This is a genomic window from Herminiimonas sp. (assembly GCF_030655415.1).
The window spans coordinates 41,871-61,537 of sequence record NZ_JAURVN010000019.1 but is presented as its reverse complement, the minus strand read 5'-3'; the positions used below and the strand labels follow the sequence as shown (position 1 = coordinate 61,537).

General features: G+C 50.3%; 15 protein-coding genes. 8 read left to right on the top strand and 7 right to left on the bottom strand.

The features are described 5' to 3' along the window. Positions 1-54: 54 nt before the first annotated feature. From Q7T66_RS17680 to Q7T66_RS17665, 4 genes are all read right to left on the bottom strand, one after another. Positions 55-648, bottom strand: coding sequence for a formyltransferase family protein (locus Q7T66_RS17680; RefSeq protein ID WP_304934423.1), 594 nt, complete (start codon positions 646-648; stop codon positions 55-57). Positions 649-958: 310 nt separating this feature from the next. After that, positions 959-3,418: an EAL domain-containing protein gene (locus Q7T66_RS17675; protein WP_304934422.1), complete on the bottom strand. Its 2,460-nt coding sequence runs from the start codon at positions 3,416-3,418 to the stop codon at positions 959-961. 26 nt (positions 3,419-3,444) lie between these two features. Then, positions 3,445-3,894: a response regulator gene (locus tag Q7T66_RS17670; RefSeq protein WP_304934421.1), complete on the bottom strand. Its 450-nt coding sequence runs from the start codon at positions 3,892-3,894 to the stop codon at positions 3,445-3,447. Next, complete coding sequence (locus Q7T66_RS17665; protein WP_304934420.1) at positions 3,891-5,282, bottom strand: CHASE3 domain-containing protein; 1,392 nt, start codon at positions 5,280-5,282, stop codon at positions 3,891-3,893. The genes Q7T66_RS17670 and Q7T66_RS17665 overlap by 4 nt, the downstream gene beginning before the upstream one ends. 619 nt (positions 5,283-5,901) lie before the next feature. Between Q7T66_RS17665 and Q7T66_RS17660 the strand changes: the two genes are divergently transcribed. From Q7T66_RS17660 to Q7T66_RS17625, 8 genes are all read left to right on the top strand, one after another. Further along, positions 5,902-6,255, top strand: coding sequence for a hypothetical protein (locus Q7T66_RS17660; RefSeq protein WP_304934419.1), 354 nt, complete (start codon positions 5,902-5,904; stop codon positions 6,253-6,255). Between the two features lie 74 nt (positions 6,256-6,329). Continuing rightward, positions 6,330-6,737 carry a hypothetical protein gene (locus Q7T66_RS17655; RefSeq protein ID WP_304934418.1) on the top strand — a complete coding sequence of 136 codons (408 nt, stop codon included), beginning with the start codon at positions 6,330-6,332 and terminating at the stop codon, positions 6,735-6,737. A gap of 476 nt (positions 6,738-7,213) precedes the next feature. Continuing rightward, positions 7,214-9,694 (top strand): poly-beta-1,6 N-acetyl-D-glucosamine export porin PgaA, encoded by a 2,481-nt coding sequence (pgaA, locus tag Q7T66_RS17650; protein ID WP_304934417.1) that lies wholly within the window; start codon positions 7,214-7,216, stop codon positions 9,692-9,694. Next, positions 9,691-11,796 carry a poly-beta-1,6-N-acetyl-D-glucosamine N-deacetylase PgaB gene (gene pgaB, locus Q7T66_RS17645; protein ID WP_304934416.1) on the top strand — a complete coding sequence of 702 codons (2,106 nt, stop codon included), beginning with the start codon at positions 9,691-9,693 and terminating at the stop codon, positions 11,794-11,796. The genes pgaA and pgaB overlap by 4 nt, the downstream gene beginning before the upstream one ends. Before the next feature lie 3 nt (positions 11,797-11,799). Then, positions 11,800-13,134, top strand: coding sequence for a poly-beta-1,6-N-acetyl-D-glucosamine synthase (gene pgaC, locus Q7T66_RS17640; protein ID WP_304934415.1), 1,335 nt, complete (start codon positions 11,800-11,802; stop codon positions 13,132-13,134). Beyond that, positions 13,131-13,628, top strand: coding sequence for a poly-beta-1,6-N-acetyl-D-glucosamine biosynthesis protein PgaD (gene pgaD / locus Q7T66_RS17635; protein ID WP_304934414.1), 498 nt, complete (start codon positions 13,131-13,133; stop codon positions 13,626-13,628). The genes pgaC and pgaD overlap by 4 nt, the downstream gene beginning before the upstream one ends. Before the next feature lie 127 nt (positions 13,629-13,755). Beyond that, positions 13,756-14,403 (top strand): hypothetical protein, encoded by a 648-nt coding sequence (locus Q7T66_RS17630; protein ID WP_304934413.1) that lies wholly within the window; start codon positions 13,756-13,758, stop codon positions 14,401-14,403. 145 nt (positions 14,404-14,548) lie between these two features. Next, on the top strand, positions 14,549-14,767 hold the full coding sequence (locus Q7T66_RS17625) for a hypothetical protein (RefSeq protein ID WP_304934412.1): 219 nt from the start codon (positions 14,549-14,551) through the stop codon (positions 14,765-14,767). A gap of 156 nt (positions 14,768-14,923) precedes the next feature. On the opposite strand, the gene Q7T66_RS17620 is transcribed toward Q7T66_RS17625, so the two are convergent. The 3 genes from Q7T66_RS17620 to Q7T66_RS17610 all read right to left on the bottom strand — a co-directional run bounded on the left by Q7T66_RS17620 (position 14,924) and on the right by Q7T66_RS17610 (position 19,434). Then, positions 14,924-15,100, bottom strand: a complete 177-nt coding sequence (locus Q7T66_RS17620) for a hypothetical protein (RefSeq protein ID WP_304934411.1) — start codon at positions 15,098-15,100, stop codon at positions 14,924-14,926. A 177-nt stretch (positions 15,101-15,277) separates the two neighbouring features. Then, on the bottom strand, positions 15,278-17,680 hold the full coding sequence (locus Q7T66_RS17615; RefSeq protein ID WP_304934410.1) for a mechanosensitive ion channel domain-containing protein: 2,403 nt from the start codon (positions 17,678-17,680) through the stop codon (positions 15,278-15,280). Between the two features lie 440 nt (positions 17,681-18,120). Continuing rightward, entirely contained in the window at positions 18,121-19,434 is a 1,314-nt protein-coding gene (locus Q7T66_RS17610; RefSeq protein WP_304934409.1) for a YXWGXW repeat-containing protein, read from the bottom strand. Between the last annotated feature and the right edge of the window lie 233 nt (positions 19,435-19,667).

Genomic DNA, 19,667 nt, shown 5'->3' with positions numbered 1-19,667 from the left:
TGAGAATGATGGATAAGCCGGCTAGTGAGCGGCATATCCATCAGTAATGCAGAGTTACTTCTTGATCGACGGTTCGCTCGTCGCAATGCTTTCATCTTGCACTTTCTTGATGATCTTGCCTTGTGCGATGTCGTTACAGACTTCGCCTAACAGACGAATACCAAGCGGTGCCAGATCACGTTTCCACAGCAATTCCGGTGTATCACCAGGCATGACGAACACGTGTTCTTGTGCCGCGATAGGGCCGCCATCCATGACTTCATCCAGCCAATACACGCTACCACCGGTGACTTTATCGCCCATCTGGATAGTCCAGATAATCGCATCCTTGCCACGATGAATTGGCAACAACGATGGGTGATAACCAATCGCGCCGTGCGTGGTTTTGTTACGGGTAGGCAGACGAACGAAATCGTGCGAGTGCGCTGTCACGATCAAATCAACGTTGTCTGGAATCGTATTCTCGTTCAACAAGCCCGACTTCATCCATTTGACACCAGCAGCTTCTGCCACTGCTTTCAAACGATCATCGCCACCATCACCGCTCAAGGCTGGTGATGAGACGCCAACAATGGTGTGTCCGGCGTTCGACAAAGCGGTAAAAACTTCTGCACCGAAGTGCTTTTGCCCACAGATATAAATATTCACGAATTTAAATGAGTACTTGAGTTAGTTGCTGATTGCTTAGCTATTGATGGTTCGGGCTCGTACCTACAAAAAATCCAGCCCGGCGCGGTGGTCGAAGTTATACAACACATCGTCCGACAAATCTACTATCTACGTCAGTTGCATGAAGACAGCTCGCCCAAATAAAAGCCGGCTTGTGCCGGCATTTTCAAGGAAGTGCTGTCTTAGCGCTTGCAAAACAGTATTTTATTACAGCTTCTGCAATAGAAACAAAAATTGCTGTTTGCGCTAAGTACGACGCTTTCCTTTAAGGAAAAGATGGGCAGAAAGATTAATGGGGCTTCTGCCTTGCAATCAACAGCTCACGCAAATCCTTGAAAGCCAGTGGTCGACTGATGAAATAACCCTGTCCTTCATCGCAACCATTTTCTTTCAGGAAGGCAAAATGCTCCGGCTTTTCGATGCCTTCAGCAATCACTTTGATCTTCAAGCCATGTGCCAGCGCGATGATGGTTTGCGCAATAATTGCATCGCCCGCATCGCTATCGCAATTGAAGATGAATGATTGATCAATCTTCAAGCGATCGATAGGGAAGCGCTTCAGATAAGCCAGGCTGGAGAAGCCCGTACCAAAATCGTCGAGCGAAATTTGAATGCCCATTTCATTCAGACTGTTCAAAATCACGACAACTTCTTCGACGTTGTGCATCACCATACTTTCGGTGACTTCAAGCTCAAGACAGGAAGGATCGAGTCCGGTTGCATCGATCACATCCTTGACGCTTTGAACAAAATCCCGCTCGCCAATCTGACGCGCCGATAAATTGACGGCCACGCGTATCGGTGGCAAACCTTCTTTTTGCAATTGCAGATTATGTTTGCAGGCGGTTTCCAATACCCAAATCCCGATTGGAATAATCAAGCCATTGCACTCTGCCATCGGGATAAATTCCATAGGCGAAATCAATCCACGCTTGGGATGCTGCCAGCGTATCAACGCCTCCATACCAATCACAGAACCATCACGGAAATCGATTTGCGGTTGATAAACAAGGAACAATTCCTCATTCGCCATCGCATGCCATAAGTCACTTTCCAAGGAAAGACGCTCGCCAGTCGTCGCGTTCATTTCCTTGGTATAGAACTGGAAGTTATTGCGCCCGTTTGATTTGGCGCGGTACATCGCCGCATCAGCATTCGCCAGCAAGGATTCCGAATCTTCACCATCGTCCGGGAAGCGCGCGATACCCATGCTGCATGTCACAACAAGTTCCTGGCCGCGAATCAGCATCGGCTTGACCAGCTCGCGCTGAATGCGCTGCATCACCGTCAAATTACTGTCACCAGGATTTTGATTCGTCAGCAGCAACACGAATTCATCGCCACCAATACGCGCAACGGTATCGCCATCACGTATGCAGGTTTGTAAACGTGATCCAACATTCGCAATCAATTCATCGCCAGCGCCGTGCCCCATGCTGTCGTTGACGAGCTTGAAGTTATCCAGATCGATAAACACCAAACTAAGAAATTGATCGTGACGACGCGCCTGTATCAGTGCCTGTTGTGTACGTTCATTCAGCAGGTTGCGATTGGCAAGGCCGGTCAAGGTATCGTAGTTGGCTTGATGCTCCAGATCCTCTTGATAACGCTTGATCTGTGTAACGTCATACAGCACGCCAACAAAATGTCCTGCACCGCTACCGTCCACCGTTTCACTCACCGGTGCGATGTACAGTTCATTCAAGAACATGCTGCCGTCTTTGTGATAATTACGCAGCAAGACTGACGCGGGACGTTGCTCGCGTATCGCCGCGCGTAATTTACCCAGCTCGGGTTGATCGGTATCCGTACCTTGCAAGAAGCGACAGTTGCGACCTATCGCTTCTTCACTGGTATAACCGGTGATGGTTTCAAATGCGCCGTTGACATAAATCAGTGGCATACCTGGCGCGGCAGTATCAACGATCACGATTGGATTCACACAAGCCTCGATTGCGCGCGTGCGCAACAGCAGATCCTGCTCAACCTTCATCCGTTCAGTTACTTCAATCGCGATGCCGCCTATGTGGCGCGAATTATTGTTTTCGCCCAATAGCGGAAATTTCGTCGAGAGCCAATAAGTCACGCCAGTCGGCATCGACATGACTTCGATTTCTTGCAATGCAGTGTTGGCGTCCAACACACGCGTTTCCATCTCGCGCAATTTATGTGCAACTTGAAACGGAATCAGCTCAGTGTCGAGTTTGCCAATCGAAAAACCCTTTTCAACACCAAATGCTTTATCCAGACCGTGATTGCCATACAAATACCGGCCATCCTTGTCCTTGATGAAAGCAGCACCCGGCAAGTTCTCCATGAAGGTGCGGAACATCAAATTGCTTTCCAGCAGTTCTGACTCTATGCGGCGGCGCGCATCTCTTTGCTCGACGTGTTCCATTGCACGCGCAACGGCACTCGGTAATCTCGACAGATTGGTCTTGATAACGTAATCGCTTGCACCCAGCTTCAAAGATTCGATCGCCAGCTCTTCGCCGATGCGACCAGAAACAAAAATGAAAGGGGTGTCTGGCATTTCCTGGCGCACGACCTTCAGCGCGGACAGGCCGTCAAAATGCGGCATGGAAAAATCCGACAACACAACATCCGGCTTGAAATCGATGAGCTCATACCGCAGCTCCTTCTCGGTTTCAACCCGTCTTGATTGATGTTGAATACCGCCCCGCTTCAACTCGCGTAAAGCGAGTTCAGCATCGGTAGGCGTATCTTCAACCATGAGGATTTTAATCATGCGTCTGTCTCGACATCAGATTGCGTTTATCGTGATCCAGGAATTCTATTCAGGATCGCCCAATAGAAACCCGCCTTGGAAACTTCTTCAAAAAACTTGTCTGACTCAACCGGCTTGACGATGTAGCTATTCACGCCATGCTCATAGCAGCGGACGATGTCCGGTTCTTCCGCACTGGAGGTCAGCATGATCACCGGGATGAGCTTGGTCGCGTCGGTAGTCTTGATCAACTTCAACACTTCCAGTCCGTTTACCTTGGGCATTTTCAGATCAAGCATGATCAAGGTTGGATCGCCGCTCACCCGGCCTGCAAAATCCCCGGTACGAAAAATATAGTCCAGCGCTTCCTGCCCATCCTTGACCCAGGTGATGTTGTTAACGAGGCCCACTTTCTTGAGCGCACGCATCGTCATCTCGGCATCGGTAGGCGTATCTTCTGCAAGCAGAATATGCACGGGTTGCATATCTTCGTTCATGCGTTGACCTCTTTCGGTATGCTGAAATTAAAAATCGTGTATTCGTCCGGTTTGCTCTCGGCCCAGATGCGTCCGCCATGTCTCACGATGACACGCTGCGCAATCGCCAGACCGACACCCGTTCCGGGAAATTCATTTTCCGTATGCAGGCGCTGAAAAACGCCGAACAGCTTGTTATAAAAACGCATATCAAAACCAACACCGTTGTCGCGCACGCTGTACACCACTTCGTGTTCGCTGTGCTTCGCGGTAATTTCGATACGCGGGTCCGATTTCTTGCTGCTGTATTTGACGGCATTGGAAAGCAAATTCATCAACACTTGCCGCAGCAATGCACGGTCGCCCCACGCCACAGGTAAATTTGACTTCTTCAACGGCAATGAAGTTCGGGAGCTGGCACAAACCTCAGACCAGACTTCATCAACCAAAGTATTCATATCGACCTTCGTCGCATCAACCGGCTTGCGCCCCATCCGCGAGAACGCCAGCAAGTCATCAATCAACTGGCCCATTTTTTTGCTGCTGACACGAATCACTGACAACAAACGACGGCCTTCGTCATCCAGGCGATCAGCGAAGTCCTCTTCAAACATGCGCGAGTAACCGTCAATCGCACGCAAAGGCGAACGCAAATCATGCGAAACCGAATAACTGAAACTTTCCAATTCCTTGTTCGTCAATTCCAGTTGCGCTGCGGTTTTCTCTATTGAGCGTTGCGCAATTTTTCGATGCTTGATTTCCAGCATGATCAACCACAGAGCAGAGAGCAGCAGCACGATCGCCACCAGATTACCGAACAGAATCCATAGCTTGGTATAAGCAGCTTTGGCTTCAACCTGTCTTGCGCGCTCGCCCAATAATTTATCTTCGACAGCGATCATATAGTCAGCATGCCCGCGCAATTGCTGCATTGCCTCCTTGCCGCTACCACCAACCAGACCAGTAGTTTCGTTAGCGCTGATATCTCCGCGATCTTCCAGCATATCTATGCCCAAACGTAAAGCTCGCATACGTTTGTACATCAACTCTTCCAGAATATCGATCGAACGCCGTTGCTCCGGATTGTCTTGCGTCAGATATCTCAGCTTGTTGATTTCATCCGGCAAGTTCACGACGACATCGTGATGTTCTTGCAGAAATGATTCGTCGGAAGTAATCAGGTATCCACGTTGTGCAGACTCCGCATCCTTCACACTCGACGCGATTTGATTGATTTGCTTAACGACCAGATGCGTGTGCTCGACCAGCTTCGAACTACTTTCGAACTGCGCGATGCTATTAAAAGTCACGAACGAAATCAGCACCAGCAGGAACAAAGCGAGACCAAGGCCAAGCTTGGTCAACCACTCCTTCTTGATCATGTGTCCTGATTCAGAATCTTCAGACATTTCCATACTTGTCGGCTTATTTTTTATTGAGCAACGCAAGGTGCGCGACTCAAGACTTATTCTTAGGAAATGAAACCACTACAAAGCTGTCTATTTTTGCTGCCTAAATTGCGGTGTCTACCTTGCCGCACGGCTACGTTTTAAATGATTCTAGTGTAAAAAAATCGATCGCAGTTACATCTAATCGCAAAAAAATGTGTCTTGAAAAATATACAAATTTATCCTTTGTTCTCATAGGGAGAACACACCGCACAAGACATGCCAAATCCACCAGTTTTTCTCCCATGAATATGGGAGAAAAACTCTCTTATAGAAGATTAAAATAATATTTCGTCAACACTGGAAAACTGTTCAGCGCATAAATTTCGACGTAAATATTTTTTAGAAAAATTTATTTATCGTCAACAAAATGTCTCAAATCACTACTCCGTAATCGCCGTCCTGCGTAGTCGTCGCCCTTCGATAGCAATTTCCCAGATAGTGAATCGCACATTTTTTTGCTAACCACTCCGTCTATTACGGCGCTTTTCATCCAGAACTGAAACAGCACCATGAGCATCACGCTCCGGAGCTACAATATCGACCATAAGCAGCTCAACACATTTGAATGGATCACAAGATGGAAAACGCCGTATACGACCAAGCCCTGACCGCATTGAAAAACCTCTTCGGCACACCTCGCCCACTAGTCAACAAAGGTGGCGCACGCTTTCTGCGCAACGGCACTATCACGATCTATCACACAGAACTCGCGCCCGGCAACGAAGCAGAGATCGCTTTCAATGTGCATCCGCTGGCTTCCGCATATCGCATCACACCTGCTGCGCTGACCAACTTGCTGGATGAATGCAGATACTTGACCGGCAAACCAACCGAAACCAACAAGGTGCAGAACTGGCCACGCATCGGTTTTGCCACTGAAGAAGATGTGACCCGCGTAATGGAAAAACTATCCGCAGTGCTCGTAAAATAAAAGAATGCCAGCCTCTCCCAAAATTCGAAGCGCGCGTATAAACTGAACGCATCGACGCATACACCGGATCGACTATGACCAGTGACAAGGGGAACATGATGGACAAGCTCAACGTAGAATTTCACGTTTCCGTTTTAACGGTACCGAGCTTTGTCAGCGCAGATCAATTTCCTGAATGGCTGCACCATGAAGCGCTCGCCATTCAGGATCTAAGTGAAGACAACAGTTTGACCATCGTCAGACTATTCCTCGCAAGCCGTATCAAGGAAGTCTTGGGTCGGGAAAAACTCGACGTGCTGCTGCAAGCCATCACAGATAAATACCCGCACATCTTTCGAGTGGAAATGGTCGTCATCGACAACCAACTCAATATCGACGAAAAAGAACTCATCCAATCTGATGCAGAGAACGAACTCGCGCAGATACTAGAAACAGTAAAAAAACTGCAAGAACTGCAGATCGCCAAGAGCAAACTGCATTAACGAATGCTGTCTTGGTTGGCAAAACGAGCAATCTCTGCAAAACACTTTTCTCGTGTTTTACTTTCAGATGCATCTCGTATCAAGCACTATCTCTAATGTCTAATCGTTAAGTGCACACCCTCTGCACATGCTTCTTTAGCGATATTCAAGATCATCCCGATCAAATGTAAAAACGTGAATGTGCATCTTTCACATTTGTCTCATCTGCTGTGTGCTTGAACGCACATACAGCGTTTGATGGCACAACCTATTCTTTGTTCACATCTAAAGTTTGTCAGCTAGAAAACTCGATCGTCCACTCAATATAAAAAGACAGTGCCAACGCGCGATCTTTGGCATGCATTGTTCTGTGGATGGAACACCTCGCTGCACACAATCCAACAGATTTTTGAAAAGCCATTCCGTCAAGCGGAGGGTTTTATTGCACGTCTATTGAAAACATAACGATTTAACAGAACAAGAAATTAGATTGATTTATGCATAAAAAATACCAGCATTTGAAAATCACTAAATCAGGATTCGCATGTTTCGTATTGGGCCTATGCGCAACGAGCATCGTGCATGCCGCCATTCCACAAGCGGAATACGACGGCCTTATTCGCTCCGCGCGAGATGGTCAGGCCGCGGCCGCAGTTGAAAAGCTGACGGCGTGGCACAACACGTATAGCGACGATCAAAAAATTTTATACGACCTGGTGGTGGTGCTTGGCTGGGCCGGCGATTACAACACTGCGCTTACTTACTACGATCAATTAGTTAAACCAGGCACACCGGCCTACGTTTTAAAGTCGCTGGCCAACTCTGCGAATAAAGTAGAACGCTGGGATCAAGCGGAAAAAGCCTATCGCCTGGTGCTGAACAAAACACCCGCTGACTATGAAGCCCGTGCCGGTCTGGTTGATGCAATGTTTGGTCAAAATCGTTCTGACGAAGCGCTGCAATATGTGCAGGGATTTTTGCCAAAATTTACTTCCGCCTACAAAGCCAAAGACGTGCAGATGATCACGTTGTTAGGGTCTGTCTATACCCGACGCGGTGAACATCTGCTGGCGGCAAATACCTACCAAAATGCAGTGCGACTGGATCCGCAATCGCGCGAGGCGTTCCGTAGCTATGTGTTTGCGCTGGATGCTGCAGGCATGCCCTATCTCGCGGCGCGCACCGCGGAACGCAATATTGATTGGTTTAGCGCTGAAGAACAGCGTCAAATCGCGCACGCCGGCGCAGGACGTACTGTCAATTTTGGCCAAGCGCAATTGAACGTTGACTACAAACAGCAGCGCTTCGCTACCACCGATACATCATTGACAGAGAATCAAAAAGTCACAGATCGCTTCGGCGAAAAACCGGTTACGCAATTTGACCGTATGGTTGCGCTGCGCGATAGACAGCAGATGACCGAGGTAATCGAACTGTATCAATCGCTCAAAGCGTCCGGTGTCGACATTCCACCTTATGCAAAAGCAGCCGCTGCCGATGCCTATTTATATTTGGAACAGCCCGAATCAGCGCGCGACCTTTATATGTCCGCAATCGAAGAAGCGCGTGCCGGCGACGTTGCCACTGTCGATGCATGGCAAATCGGCTTGACCTACGCCTACAGCGAATCTGAACAACATGATCTGGCGCAAGCCACTGCAGATCGCTTGTTCGAAACAACGCCGCCGTTTGCCAACGCCGGAATTCCCGGTGTGCAGGCGCCGAATGAAGACTATCCAACTGCAGCCGTATTGACCGTGTTGGTAAGAATGTATGCCGACCGTTTGCAACAGGCCGAAGATCGCCTCGTTGTGCTGCGTCAGAACGCGCCATTCAATCAGCAAGTCAGAGGTGCCTCTGCGGATTTACGCATGGCGCGTGGTCATCCTCGTGCTGCATTAAGCGAATACGAACTGATGCACGTCGATGATCCAAAAGCAATCGGACCACAAATCGGTAGAGGCAATGCATTGCTGGCCTTGAATGAATTTACCGAAGCCAAGCAAGTGTTGCCGGCTTTGCAAAATGACTATCCCGAGAATAAAGGCGTACAGAATTTTGCTCGCCAACTAGACATTTACGACAGACCTTATCTGCAAGTCACCAGCACTTTTGGTAAAGGTGGCGGCATCGCGGGTGCGGAATCCGTTATCGACGCGCGTCTCTATTCCGCTCCGCTGACGAATTCGCTGGGCGATCCATTTCGCGTGTTCAGTCATGTTTCTCATTCAGATGGTCACCTGAATGAAGGCACTGCAAACGACACCAAAATCGGTCGTAGCAGAATTGGTGTCGGCCTTGATTACCGTGTACGTGACCTGATGCTTTCAGCCGAGATCAACCGTGCAATTGAGAACGCCAACCGTAGTGGTGTTGCATTTGAAATGACCAAGGATTTTTCTGATACATGGCAGATGCGACTGCTGGCAGATTCCAATGTCAACGATCTGGCGGCTAGAGCCTACAACAGTGATGTGACCGCCAAGCGTGTAACTGCCGGATTGACCTGGCGTCAAAACGAATCGCGCAGCATCGATGGCGAAATTTCGAACACGCATTTCAGCGATGACAATCGCCGCGACGCGGCTACTCTCGCATGGACGGAACGCTGGGTAAGTGGTCCTGTATTCAAGATGGATTCAATTCTTGGTTTGGCAACTTCACGCAATAGCGCGGCCAATGCAGCCTACTTCAATCCATCCAGCGATAAGGAAGCCACCGCCACGCTCGTCGGCGAATGGAAAACATGGCGGCGCTATCGCCGCTCGATGACACAGCAAGTGCAAGTGTATGGCGGTCGCTATTGGCAAGAAGGCTTTGCATCCGGCGCAACCTCCGGTGCGCAGTACGGCCATGTGTGGTCGATCGATGACGCCTTCACTTTGAGCTACGGCATCGGCACCAGCAAACATCCTTACGATGGCGCGCAAGAAAAACGCCATTACGGTTATCTGAATCTGAATTGGGCAATCAAATGAGCAGCATTTTGATAAATACAACAAGACGTACGCGCAAGGCTACGGCCATCTCCACGCGCTGGTCAAAAATTCTGCTGTCCGTGTTAACCGCTGTGCTATTTCCATTGGCAGCGCATGCGCAGCAACCATCGACTGCAGTGCTCGCCGCACCACGTCTGCAAACCTTGGTGCCGGCCAATGATCCACCGCAGACTTATCGCGTACTCGCGTATCACGACATTCGTGACAACGTGCGTGAGAGTTTCAAGACCTGGCCAGAAGCCACCGCCGTCGATACGCAAGATCTAGTGCAGCAACTGTCGTGGATAGATCAAAACGGCTATCGCCCGGTCAGCTTGCAGCAAATCATGGACGCGCGCGCTGGCAAGAAGCCATTGCCTGAAAAAGCGATTCTGCTGACCTTCGATGATGGCTTTGAAAGCGTCTATACCAAAGTTTTTCCATTGCTCAAGCAATTCAACTATCCGGCGGTGATCGCTATCGTTGGTGACTGGATACAGACACCACCAAATAGCGCAGTGCAGTTTGGCGATATACAAGTACCGCGTTCTGCATTCGTTAATTGGGATGAAGTACGTGAGATGGTCGGTTCCGGTTTGATCGAAGTTGCATCGCACTCACACAGTCTGCATCAAGGCATCATCACCAATCCGCAAGGCAATTTGATGCCAGCGGCGGTTAGTCGCAGCTACGAAGCGAAAAATTCACAAAATTCGCAGTACGAAAGCGACGCCGCGTACGCGAAACGTGTAAAGGCCGATTTACTTCGCAGCTCAAAACTGATAGAGCGCGAAACCGGCAAGCGTCCGCGCGTCATCGTCTGGCCTTACGGTGCCAACAATCGTATTGCCAATCAACTCGCGGCAGAAGTGGGCATGCCGATTTCTCTCAATCTGGAGCCCGGCCCGAATACAACTGAAGATGATCCGACACGCATACGTCGTTCGCTGGTGGTATTCGATACCGGCCTCGCGGGACTGACGCAATTGCTGCGTCAACCTGCAAGCTACGACGGCATCGAGCAACCATTGGAACGCGTGATCCATGTCGATCTGGATTACGTCTACGATGACGATCCGCTGGTACAAGAAGCAAATCTTTCCAAACTGCTGGATCGCATTTACAGGCTGCATCCAAGCACCGTTTATCTGCAGGCGTTCTCCGATCCGGATGGTGATGGCGTGGCTGACGCCTTGTATTTCCCGAATCGCAATATGCCTATGCGCAGCGATTTGTTCACGCGCGTTGCATGGCAATTGCAAACGCGCGTTGGTGTGCGCGTCTTTGCGTGGATGCCGGTCATGGCGTTCAAATTACCAGCCGCACATCCGGCAGCAACGCATCTGGTGCAAACCATGCCGGGTGCGCCAGCATCGGCTTCACAGAATCGATATCTGCGGTTATCGCCATTCGATCCGGTTGCGCGCCAGGCGATTACAGAGATTTATGAAGACCTGGGCAAGCATGCAATTTTTGCCGGCGTACTGTTCCACGATGATGCCACCTTGTCTGATTACGAAGATGCCAGCCCTGCTGCACTCGCCGTGTATCGCGATCAGTGGAAGTTGAAGGGTTCATTGCAGGATATTCGCAACGATCCACAAGCACGTCGTAACTGGACTACGCAAAAGACTGCTTATCTGAATGCCTTCACGCTGCATCTGGCCAGCACGCTGCGCAACTATCAGCCTGCATTGCAGACTGCGCGCAATATTTACGCGCAGCCAGTGCTCAACCCTGATGCGGAAGACTGGTTTGCACAAACGCTGCCTAGCTTCCTAGCGGCGTATGACTACACCGCGATCATGGCAATGCCGTACATGGAAGGCGCAGCAGATCCAACTCTTTGGCTGGATCAGTTGATGAACAAGGTCAAGCAAACGCCAGGTGCTTTGCGCACCACAGTGTTTGAATTGCAAAGTCGCGATTGGAAAACCGGTCAGCCGATTCCAACCAAAGTATTGGCCGCACAAATGCGTCAGCTACACAGCGCAGGCGCGCGCAATCTCGGCTACTACCCGGATGATTTTCACTCTAATCAGCCCGAAGAAAAAATTATCAAGCCCGAAATATCCGTAGAAACTCATCCGGTTCGAAAGTAAGCCATGCAATTTGAAAACATCCTGTTCGGATTTACCTTCTATTACCCGCTGTTCATGGCGTACGTCTGGATCATAGGCGGCATCACGTATTACTTGCGCTATGAGCGCTCGGCATTGCGTGACGTTGATCCGATCAAGGAACTCACGTCCTTGCCATCGGTTTCTGTCATCGTGCCCTGCTTTGACGAAGGCGATAACATTCGCGATGTCGTTGATGCGCTGGCGCATTTGAATTATCCGAACTACGAAATCATTTGCGTCAACGACGGCAGCAAGGACAATACAGGCGCGATTCTCGATGAGTTGATGACCGTCTATCCAATGCTGCGCGTCGTGCACCAAGCGCGTAATCAAGGCAAAGCCGTCGCTTTGAATACTGCGGCGTTGATCGCACGTAGTGAATTCCTGATGTGTATCGATGGCGATGCGATTCTGGATCGCAATGCGATTCCGTGGCTGCTGCAGCATTTCGAAAGCGGCCCGCGTCTGGGTGCTGTCACCGGCAATCCTCGTATACGCACACGTTCGACTTTGCTGGGACGTTTGCAGGTCGGCGAATTCTCATCGATCGTCGGCTTGATCAAACGCACACAAAGAATTTACGGCCGCCTGTTCACCGTATCCGGCGTGGTCGCGATGTTCCGTCGCCGCGCTCTGCTAGACGTCGGCTTCTGGAGTCCGGAAATGCTGACCGAAGATATCGACATCAGCTGGAAGATGCAATTGCATCACTGGGATGTCCGCTTCGAACCGCGCGCACTGTGCTGGATCTTGATGCCGGAAACGCTCAAAGGTCTGTGGCAGCAACGTCTGCGCTGGGCGATGGGCGGCATCCAATCGATCGCCAAGTACGGCTACATTTTTAGCCAATGGCGCTTGCGTCGCATGTGGCTGATCTATCTGGAATACATCATGTCCGTACTGTGGGCATTCGCGATGGGATCGGTTTTGCTGCTGTGGTTCATCGATCTATTCATTCCACTGCCGACAAAATGGCAGGTAGAAATCATTCCTAGCTGGCACGGCGTAGCAATCGGTACGACCTGCTTGCTGCAAGTATTTACGGGCATGATCCTCGACCGCCATTACGATAAAAAAGCCTTCCGTCATTACTTCTGGATGATCTGGTATCCACTGTTGTACTGGATGCTGAATATGTTCACCACCATCTGGTCAGTGCCAAAAGTGCTGTTCCGTCGCCGTGGCAAACGTGCGGTATGGGTCAGCCCGGATCGTGGCGTCAGCCCGGCTGATCCAAGAAATACAGAGAGCCCGGCCAATGGCATGATTGGCAACACGTCATTACAAGCCCCGCTCTCCAAGGGAGATCAAGCATGAAAATTAAACGAGACAAGCCGCGCCTCAAGCTGATATTAAACATGCCGGATAAAGTTTCGGTGCCGACAAAAATCGGCAGCGGACTGTTCACCATCATATTCTGGGCACTGTTTATTTATCTGTGGGTGCCACTCATTACGGTGGTCGCGTGGGCCTTGGGTATTTACCATGCATACAGCGAAGTAAAGTATGCGCAGGAGCTGCTGAATCTGAGGCACCTTGCGTTTATCTACAGCATGGTCGTGTTGCTATTGTGCGGCTCACTGCTCCTGTGGGCGTTGAAGGAATATCTGCGCTTTCGCGATTCCACACGACGACGCATCCCGATTCCTGTTGAATCAACCGAGCTGGCCGACTACGCCAAACTGGAGCAAGAGCATATCGTTGAATGGCAGGGAGTTCGCCGCCTGACCGCGCACCATGACGAGCATGGACATTTGCGCAATATGGCTGACGACGCGATAACAATGGGGACCAACCCCAGAATCGTTTGAGGCAAAAATAGCCTGAGGCTGTCAGTGATTTTCATGCGTCGAATTGGACATCGTTTGTTACAACAAAGATGAGCAAATCAGATTTACGCGTCGTAAGATACGGCACGTAATCACCGCCTAGAAAAAAATGAAAAAACTGACAATAAGCATCCTCGTCGTCGCCTGTTCGGTCACCGCCTGCGCTGTCGACGATGGCTATGGCTATCCCAACCAAGGTGGCGGCTATCAGAATGGGACTTACATAGAGCAACGTAGCTACGGCAGCTCGTACGGCGGCGCGACCTGGTATCGCGAAGAAGTGCCGTATTACCCCAACTATCAAAATTACGATCGCAACCGTAACGGAATTCCTGATAACCGTGAGATCGATCGCAATAGAAATGGTATTCCGGATAGTCGCGAAATAGATCGTAATAGAAACGGCATACCCGACAACCGCGAAGTTGACCGCAACCACAACGGCATTCCAGATAATAGAGAAGTCGATCGCAACCGTAATGGTATTCCCGATCAACGCGAGCAAGATCGCAATCGCAATGGGATTCCGGATAATCGTGAAGCTGATCGCAACCGCAATGGTGTACCGGATCGTAACGAACAAGATCGTAACAAGGACGGCAGACCAGATCGCCCAGCATCCCCTAATCCGAATTGGAATAACAGCGGCAATCGTCAGAATCAATCAGATGATAAATCCCGTGATGGAAAAGCGCCCGACAATCGCGGCAACCGCCCTAACAATAATTGGGGTAACAACAATAATGACGGCCGCTAAATTCTGATTAACGCGCTCATACATGAACCGCGTTAATCAGGGAATCGCCAACTCATTGTTGTGACTAGTGGTATAACTAGAAACGCGGTCTATGCATCGCACTCCTTGCATGACTGCAACGTCAAAACCACCACTAGGAGATTTCATGAAAATTACAGAAGTAATCAACGTCAAGAACGCCGCTGGCAAATCCGTTACTCTGCAACATCTGGTACCGGGAATCACCTATCTCGATTACGGCTTTACCCATTTGCCACGTAGCTTCGATGGCTATCGCGTCAAAGACACAGATCGCACAGCAGAAAAACAAGGCGATGGCTCATTCAAATTGAGCGATTCAAACGACGTCTATAAAGCGTCCTGATCATTAATCGCGCCGTTTGCGCTAGTCTCTTTTACGCAGATGGCTGCGATTAATTCATAGAAGCATCCAGCCATTTTTCTTGAGTGGCTTACCGACAGAACATAAAAAAACCGCGTCTCTTTTAAAGGAGACGCGGTTTTTTATTGGATAAGGATCTTAGTTCGTATCTTCATCCGTCGTACTTTTAGCAGCCTTGTCTTTCAAGTTGCGTTTGTCATTTTCAGTCAGAATCTTGTCTTCGCCAGGCACCGTTTCATGAACGATGATGTCGCGTTCTGCGCGATCTTTCAGCTCTTCATTTCTTTGCTTCACTGCATCAACTTGGGTCATCATGGCCGTCTCCTTTGTTTGATTGTGACTTGATCTTATGGCCTTTGATCAACATCACAAATCAGACAAACAGAGATTCTTTTGTGGGAATAGACCTGCATTTAGATTCCAAAAAGAAAGCCTGTTAAAGAAACGCAGAATAGGCGAATACCGACTGTACAAAGTAGCACACGCCTAGCCTCAAGTAGCAGGCAAGCCGCTCATCCCTTGCGGCGCCGGGAAAGGTGGCGTCTCGCCGTTCTTGTCCTGTCCAAAATACAACACGGTATGTGGATAAGGCATCTCTATTCCGGCTTCACTAAAATGCTTTTTCACCAAGCCGTTGAAGGCACGTTGCACCGCCCACTGCATGCCTGCAACCGTTTTGATCAGCACGCGGATGTTATAGCCACGCTCATGCAGGGAGGTAACGCCGGGGATAGAAATATCTTCCAATACAGCGGCAGCCATTTCCTTGTCTTGCATCAGTTCTTCAAACGCGCGCTGCAGATGATAAACGGCATCATCCACATTTTCGCGATAGGAAATTGCGTATTCGCCATAGTGATAAGCAAAGTCACGCGTGTGGTTAGAGACTTTATCGACTGATGAAAATGGAATCATGTGGAAGCCGCCATCCAGCGTGCGTATGCCGACCGAACGTATCGTGATCTTTTCAACCGTGCCAAAAATGCCGGCCACTTCGACCACATCGTTTTGATTCATGCCGTTTTCCAGCTGGATGAAGACGCCGGTAATCACGTCCTGCACCAGCTTTTGAGCACCAAAACCAATCGCTAAACCGGCAACGCCAGCACCCGCAATCAGCGGTGCGATATTAATGCCGATCTGCGACAGCACCACCAATACCGTCAACGTCACAATCACCACCAGCGCCGCATTGCGGAATAATGACAGCAGCGTTTTTTCACGTTCGCTAGGTCGGCCTAGTCCCGGCGTCACGCTGAGTCTGTGTTCGATGATGCTGGCGACAGCAGTCCAGACCAAGGTTGCAATCAACAAGATGATCGCGACATGCACCACGGCCAGGATCACCGCGCGACCACTATCGGATGCAACCCAATTACCCAGATTGAACGCGTGCCACGCATCCAGTACCACCAACGCGACCACCGTCACCATCAACAGATGAAAGCCTTTCAACGCGGGGGAGACATACGAGTTGATACGCGTTTCCAGCATGGGTAAAAAATTGCGCAGATTTTGCGAAAGCGTAATGCGACGCGCCAGCATGGAGCCCACAATCGCCGACAACAACAGACCGATGCCGATTGCGATCAGCGTTTGCAAGGTTGCTTGCGCCATGAACGGCAATGCTTCACGCGCATCAATCTGACTAACGACTAACAGCGCCGTAAAGTAGGCGATCGCCAACGCGTGCCAGGTGCGCGCCAATATGCGTATCAACGTCGAGAAAAAAACCGTAGACGATTGTTCGGAGTAACGCTCCATACGCTCGCGCACCCATGTGCGCTTGAGCCAGATGATGCGCACCGCGTAGACATACACACCCAGCATGATCAGGATGCTCAACATATGACCTATCGTTGGCGACAGCATCGTGCTCGCCAGCGGTACGCCGACCAAAATACCGTAACCAATCAGACCTATAAGGCGCTCCAGCCAGCGGCCCCAATACGCGGCGATATCGTCGTCCATCGCAAACAAACGCAAGCTGTTATAACGCGGTGCAAAGACAGCACGCGAAAAAGCTTTGGCGATTTCCACCGCAACAAAGGTATTCACGAACAGCGCTTCAAGCGTGCCTATCGTGTCGGCCTCCCCTACGGCAAACAAACCCGTCGCATACGCAAGCGCACCGGCCAGCAGAATGGCGACTGTATCAATCACCATCGCAGCAACAATCGCAATCGACTTGCGGTACAACTCGGAATGCGTAAAACGAAAATCGTGTGATGCTACAGATCCAGCACCCTCGGCAGGCAGAGGCTTGCCGCCATGCGTAACCCAGGTATTACTGCGCGCATAAAACCGCGCTGCGATGGCCCGGAAAAAGAAGAAGGCCAGCATGGTAGCGGCCACCACGATTGCAAAATTTTGTAGTGAAGAAAGCTGCTGCTTTCTACTGACGCGCGTCGCATCGTCATCATGATTCAAGGCGCGAAATGTCGCGGCCGCTTGAGTCATATCTGTATTCAGACTGCTAATGAAATGTTGAATGCCATCAGCTATATTGCGCGACAAAAGTAGAATGCCCTCTTCTGCCGGAGCCGCTGTATTTTTCTCCGGCGCGACATTGCTGCTTGGCTGTTTGCTGACTTCTTGCGTCGCCTGTTTATCAACTATCGCGCCAGTCGCCGCTTGTTCTTTATTCTCGGGCGTCGCCAACGTACGCAGTTGCGTTACTAGCTGCTTACGCGTTTCTTCGTTTTCCAGCAGATCGGCCAGTGCGGTGTATGAAGTCGGCGCTGCATTATTTTCGGCAGCCGCCTGTGCGTAGCTGCGTGGCGAGAGTCCGATTGCCAGGACAAACAGCAAGGTAGCTATCATCAACTGATAGATCTGTTGATGACGGTGGGATGGCGGGATGAGTTGATTGTGGGTTCGCTGTAGAGATAGCAATGCCTGTTCCTTTCAACATGCGGAGTATTGATTTGGCCGATCCGACTCGCTAGAGCCTGTTACGGGCGTATGCGCGAAAACGATGTTTTCAACAGAGCAGGCAATGTGCACATGCCGACCTGATACGCATTCTTGAAATGTCAGCCAACAATTGCGCTGACATGAAATCGCTTTGGATCTTGCAGGGAAACCGCAGCGAAAGTGGCCGGAGCCGAGAGTGTCAAAATGAAATGATACAAAGTTTATTGCAGTGAACCTTCAACATTCCTGCTGAAATATTTGTTCATCCCTTTTTACCTTACCATGCTTTTGAAAAACATTTCCGCAGCCTTGCCATCCATACACTTTGCGCATTGATGAAACATCTAGAATTTTCTGTTTACGCATAAAGAAAAAGCCCGCTTGCGCAGGCTTTTTTGTAGTGAGATAAATCCCATCGATTAATCACGCCCACCTTCACGACGCGACTCGCCTTGCGGTCCTCTTTGCTGTTCGCGACCCTGAGGTTGACGCTGCTCACGTTGTTGAGGCTCCGCGCGCGGTGCTTCTTGTCGCTGTTGCGGCTGGCGTGCTTGCTGTTGTTCACGCTGTTGCTGTGAACGTTCTGCTTGCTGTACGCGTTGCTGCTGAGCCTGCCGCTCACGCTGCTGTTCAACCTGTTGTGAGCGTTGAACTTTTTGTGCGCGTTGTTGCTGCACTTGCTGTTCACGTTGCACTTGCTGTTCACGTTGCACTTGTTGCGCACGTTGCTGCTGCCCTTGTTGCTCCCGCTGCTGTTGAACTTGTTGTTCACGCTGTACCTGCTCGCGCTGCTGTTGTTGCACGTTCTGTTCACGTTGTTGTCGCACCTGATCATCGCGTTGTTGCTGCTGACGAATTTGATCCTGCGAACGATCTGGCTGCGTACGTACTTGTGCTCCATTGTCACGCACCGGATTATTCTGCGACGTAGAAAGTCTTGATGACGACGGCGATGAATCCCTACGTCCATCATCCGAACGCCTGTCATCGTTTTGACGTGAGCGATCAGGCAACGGGCCACCCGCTGCACGAGCAGGCACTACTGCCGCACCTTTGAACTGACCTGGTCGGTCGGTTGCAGCAATCGGCGGCCTGCCCTGATTAACTGATGCGCGCTGTTCACGATTACCGATCGCGGCCTGTGCGTGCTGTCTCTGGACAGAAGTCGGTGCAATATGTTTTTCACGCGCATAGTTTTGCTCGCGTGAACTAGGTCGGACGTTCACGCCACCGCGGCCACCGTTGTAACTGACGTTATTGACCGTCACGTTATTGATGACGGTCTTGTTGTACACCCGCGTGACATGTCGATTGCCGAAGTTGTTGATCGACTGGTTGTAATAGAACGCGCCACGATTCCAGTAACCGCCCTGATAACCGTTACCGTTATATCCATAACCGTAATTCACGCCGCCGTAAAATCCGACTTGCGGGCCCCAGTAACCGCGGTAGAAGCGATAACCAGCATTACTCCACGCCCAGTAACCCGGCGTCCAGAACAAACCGACCGACGGCGGGCGAACCCACGTACCCGGAATCCAGTAATAGTCGCCGTCGTCATACGCCCAATAACCCGGCGACCAGATATAGCCTTCATCAGGAAGCGGCGGCTGCACATAAACCGGTAGCGGCGGCGGCGCAATCGAAACGAACACATTCACCTGCGCCCAGCTGGCGGCAGGCAATGCCAAACAGATAAGCAACGCAGCGCGTGTAAAGAGAGAGCTAGCCATATCAAATCCTAGTGTGTGAGGTTCTGGCAGTCCTGATGCGGCTCAAGAAACTGGTATTTGTAAGACGAATTTGAAATTGCGAAGTTCAGCTGAAACGGATCTAGTGTGTAACCACTCGTAAGCGTAATATGGACAAATCCGAACGAGGCAAATATCTACTAACTTTCAGAAAAAAAGTGAGTTATTTCATCACTATTAGTACTCAAAACTGCTAGACCCAGATTTTTCTCGGC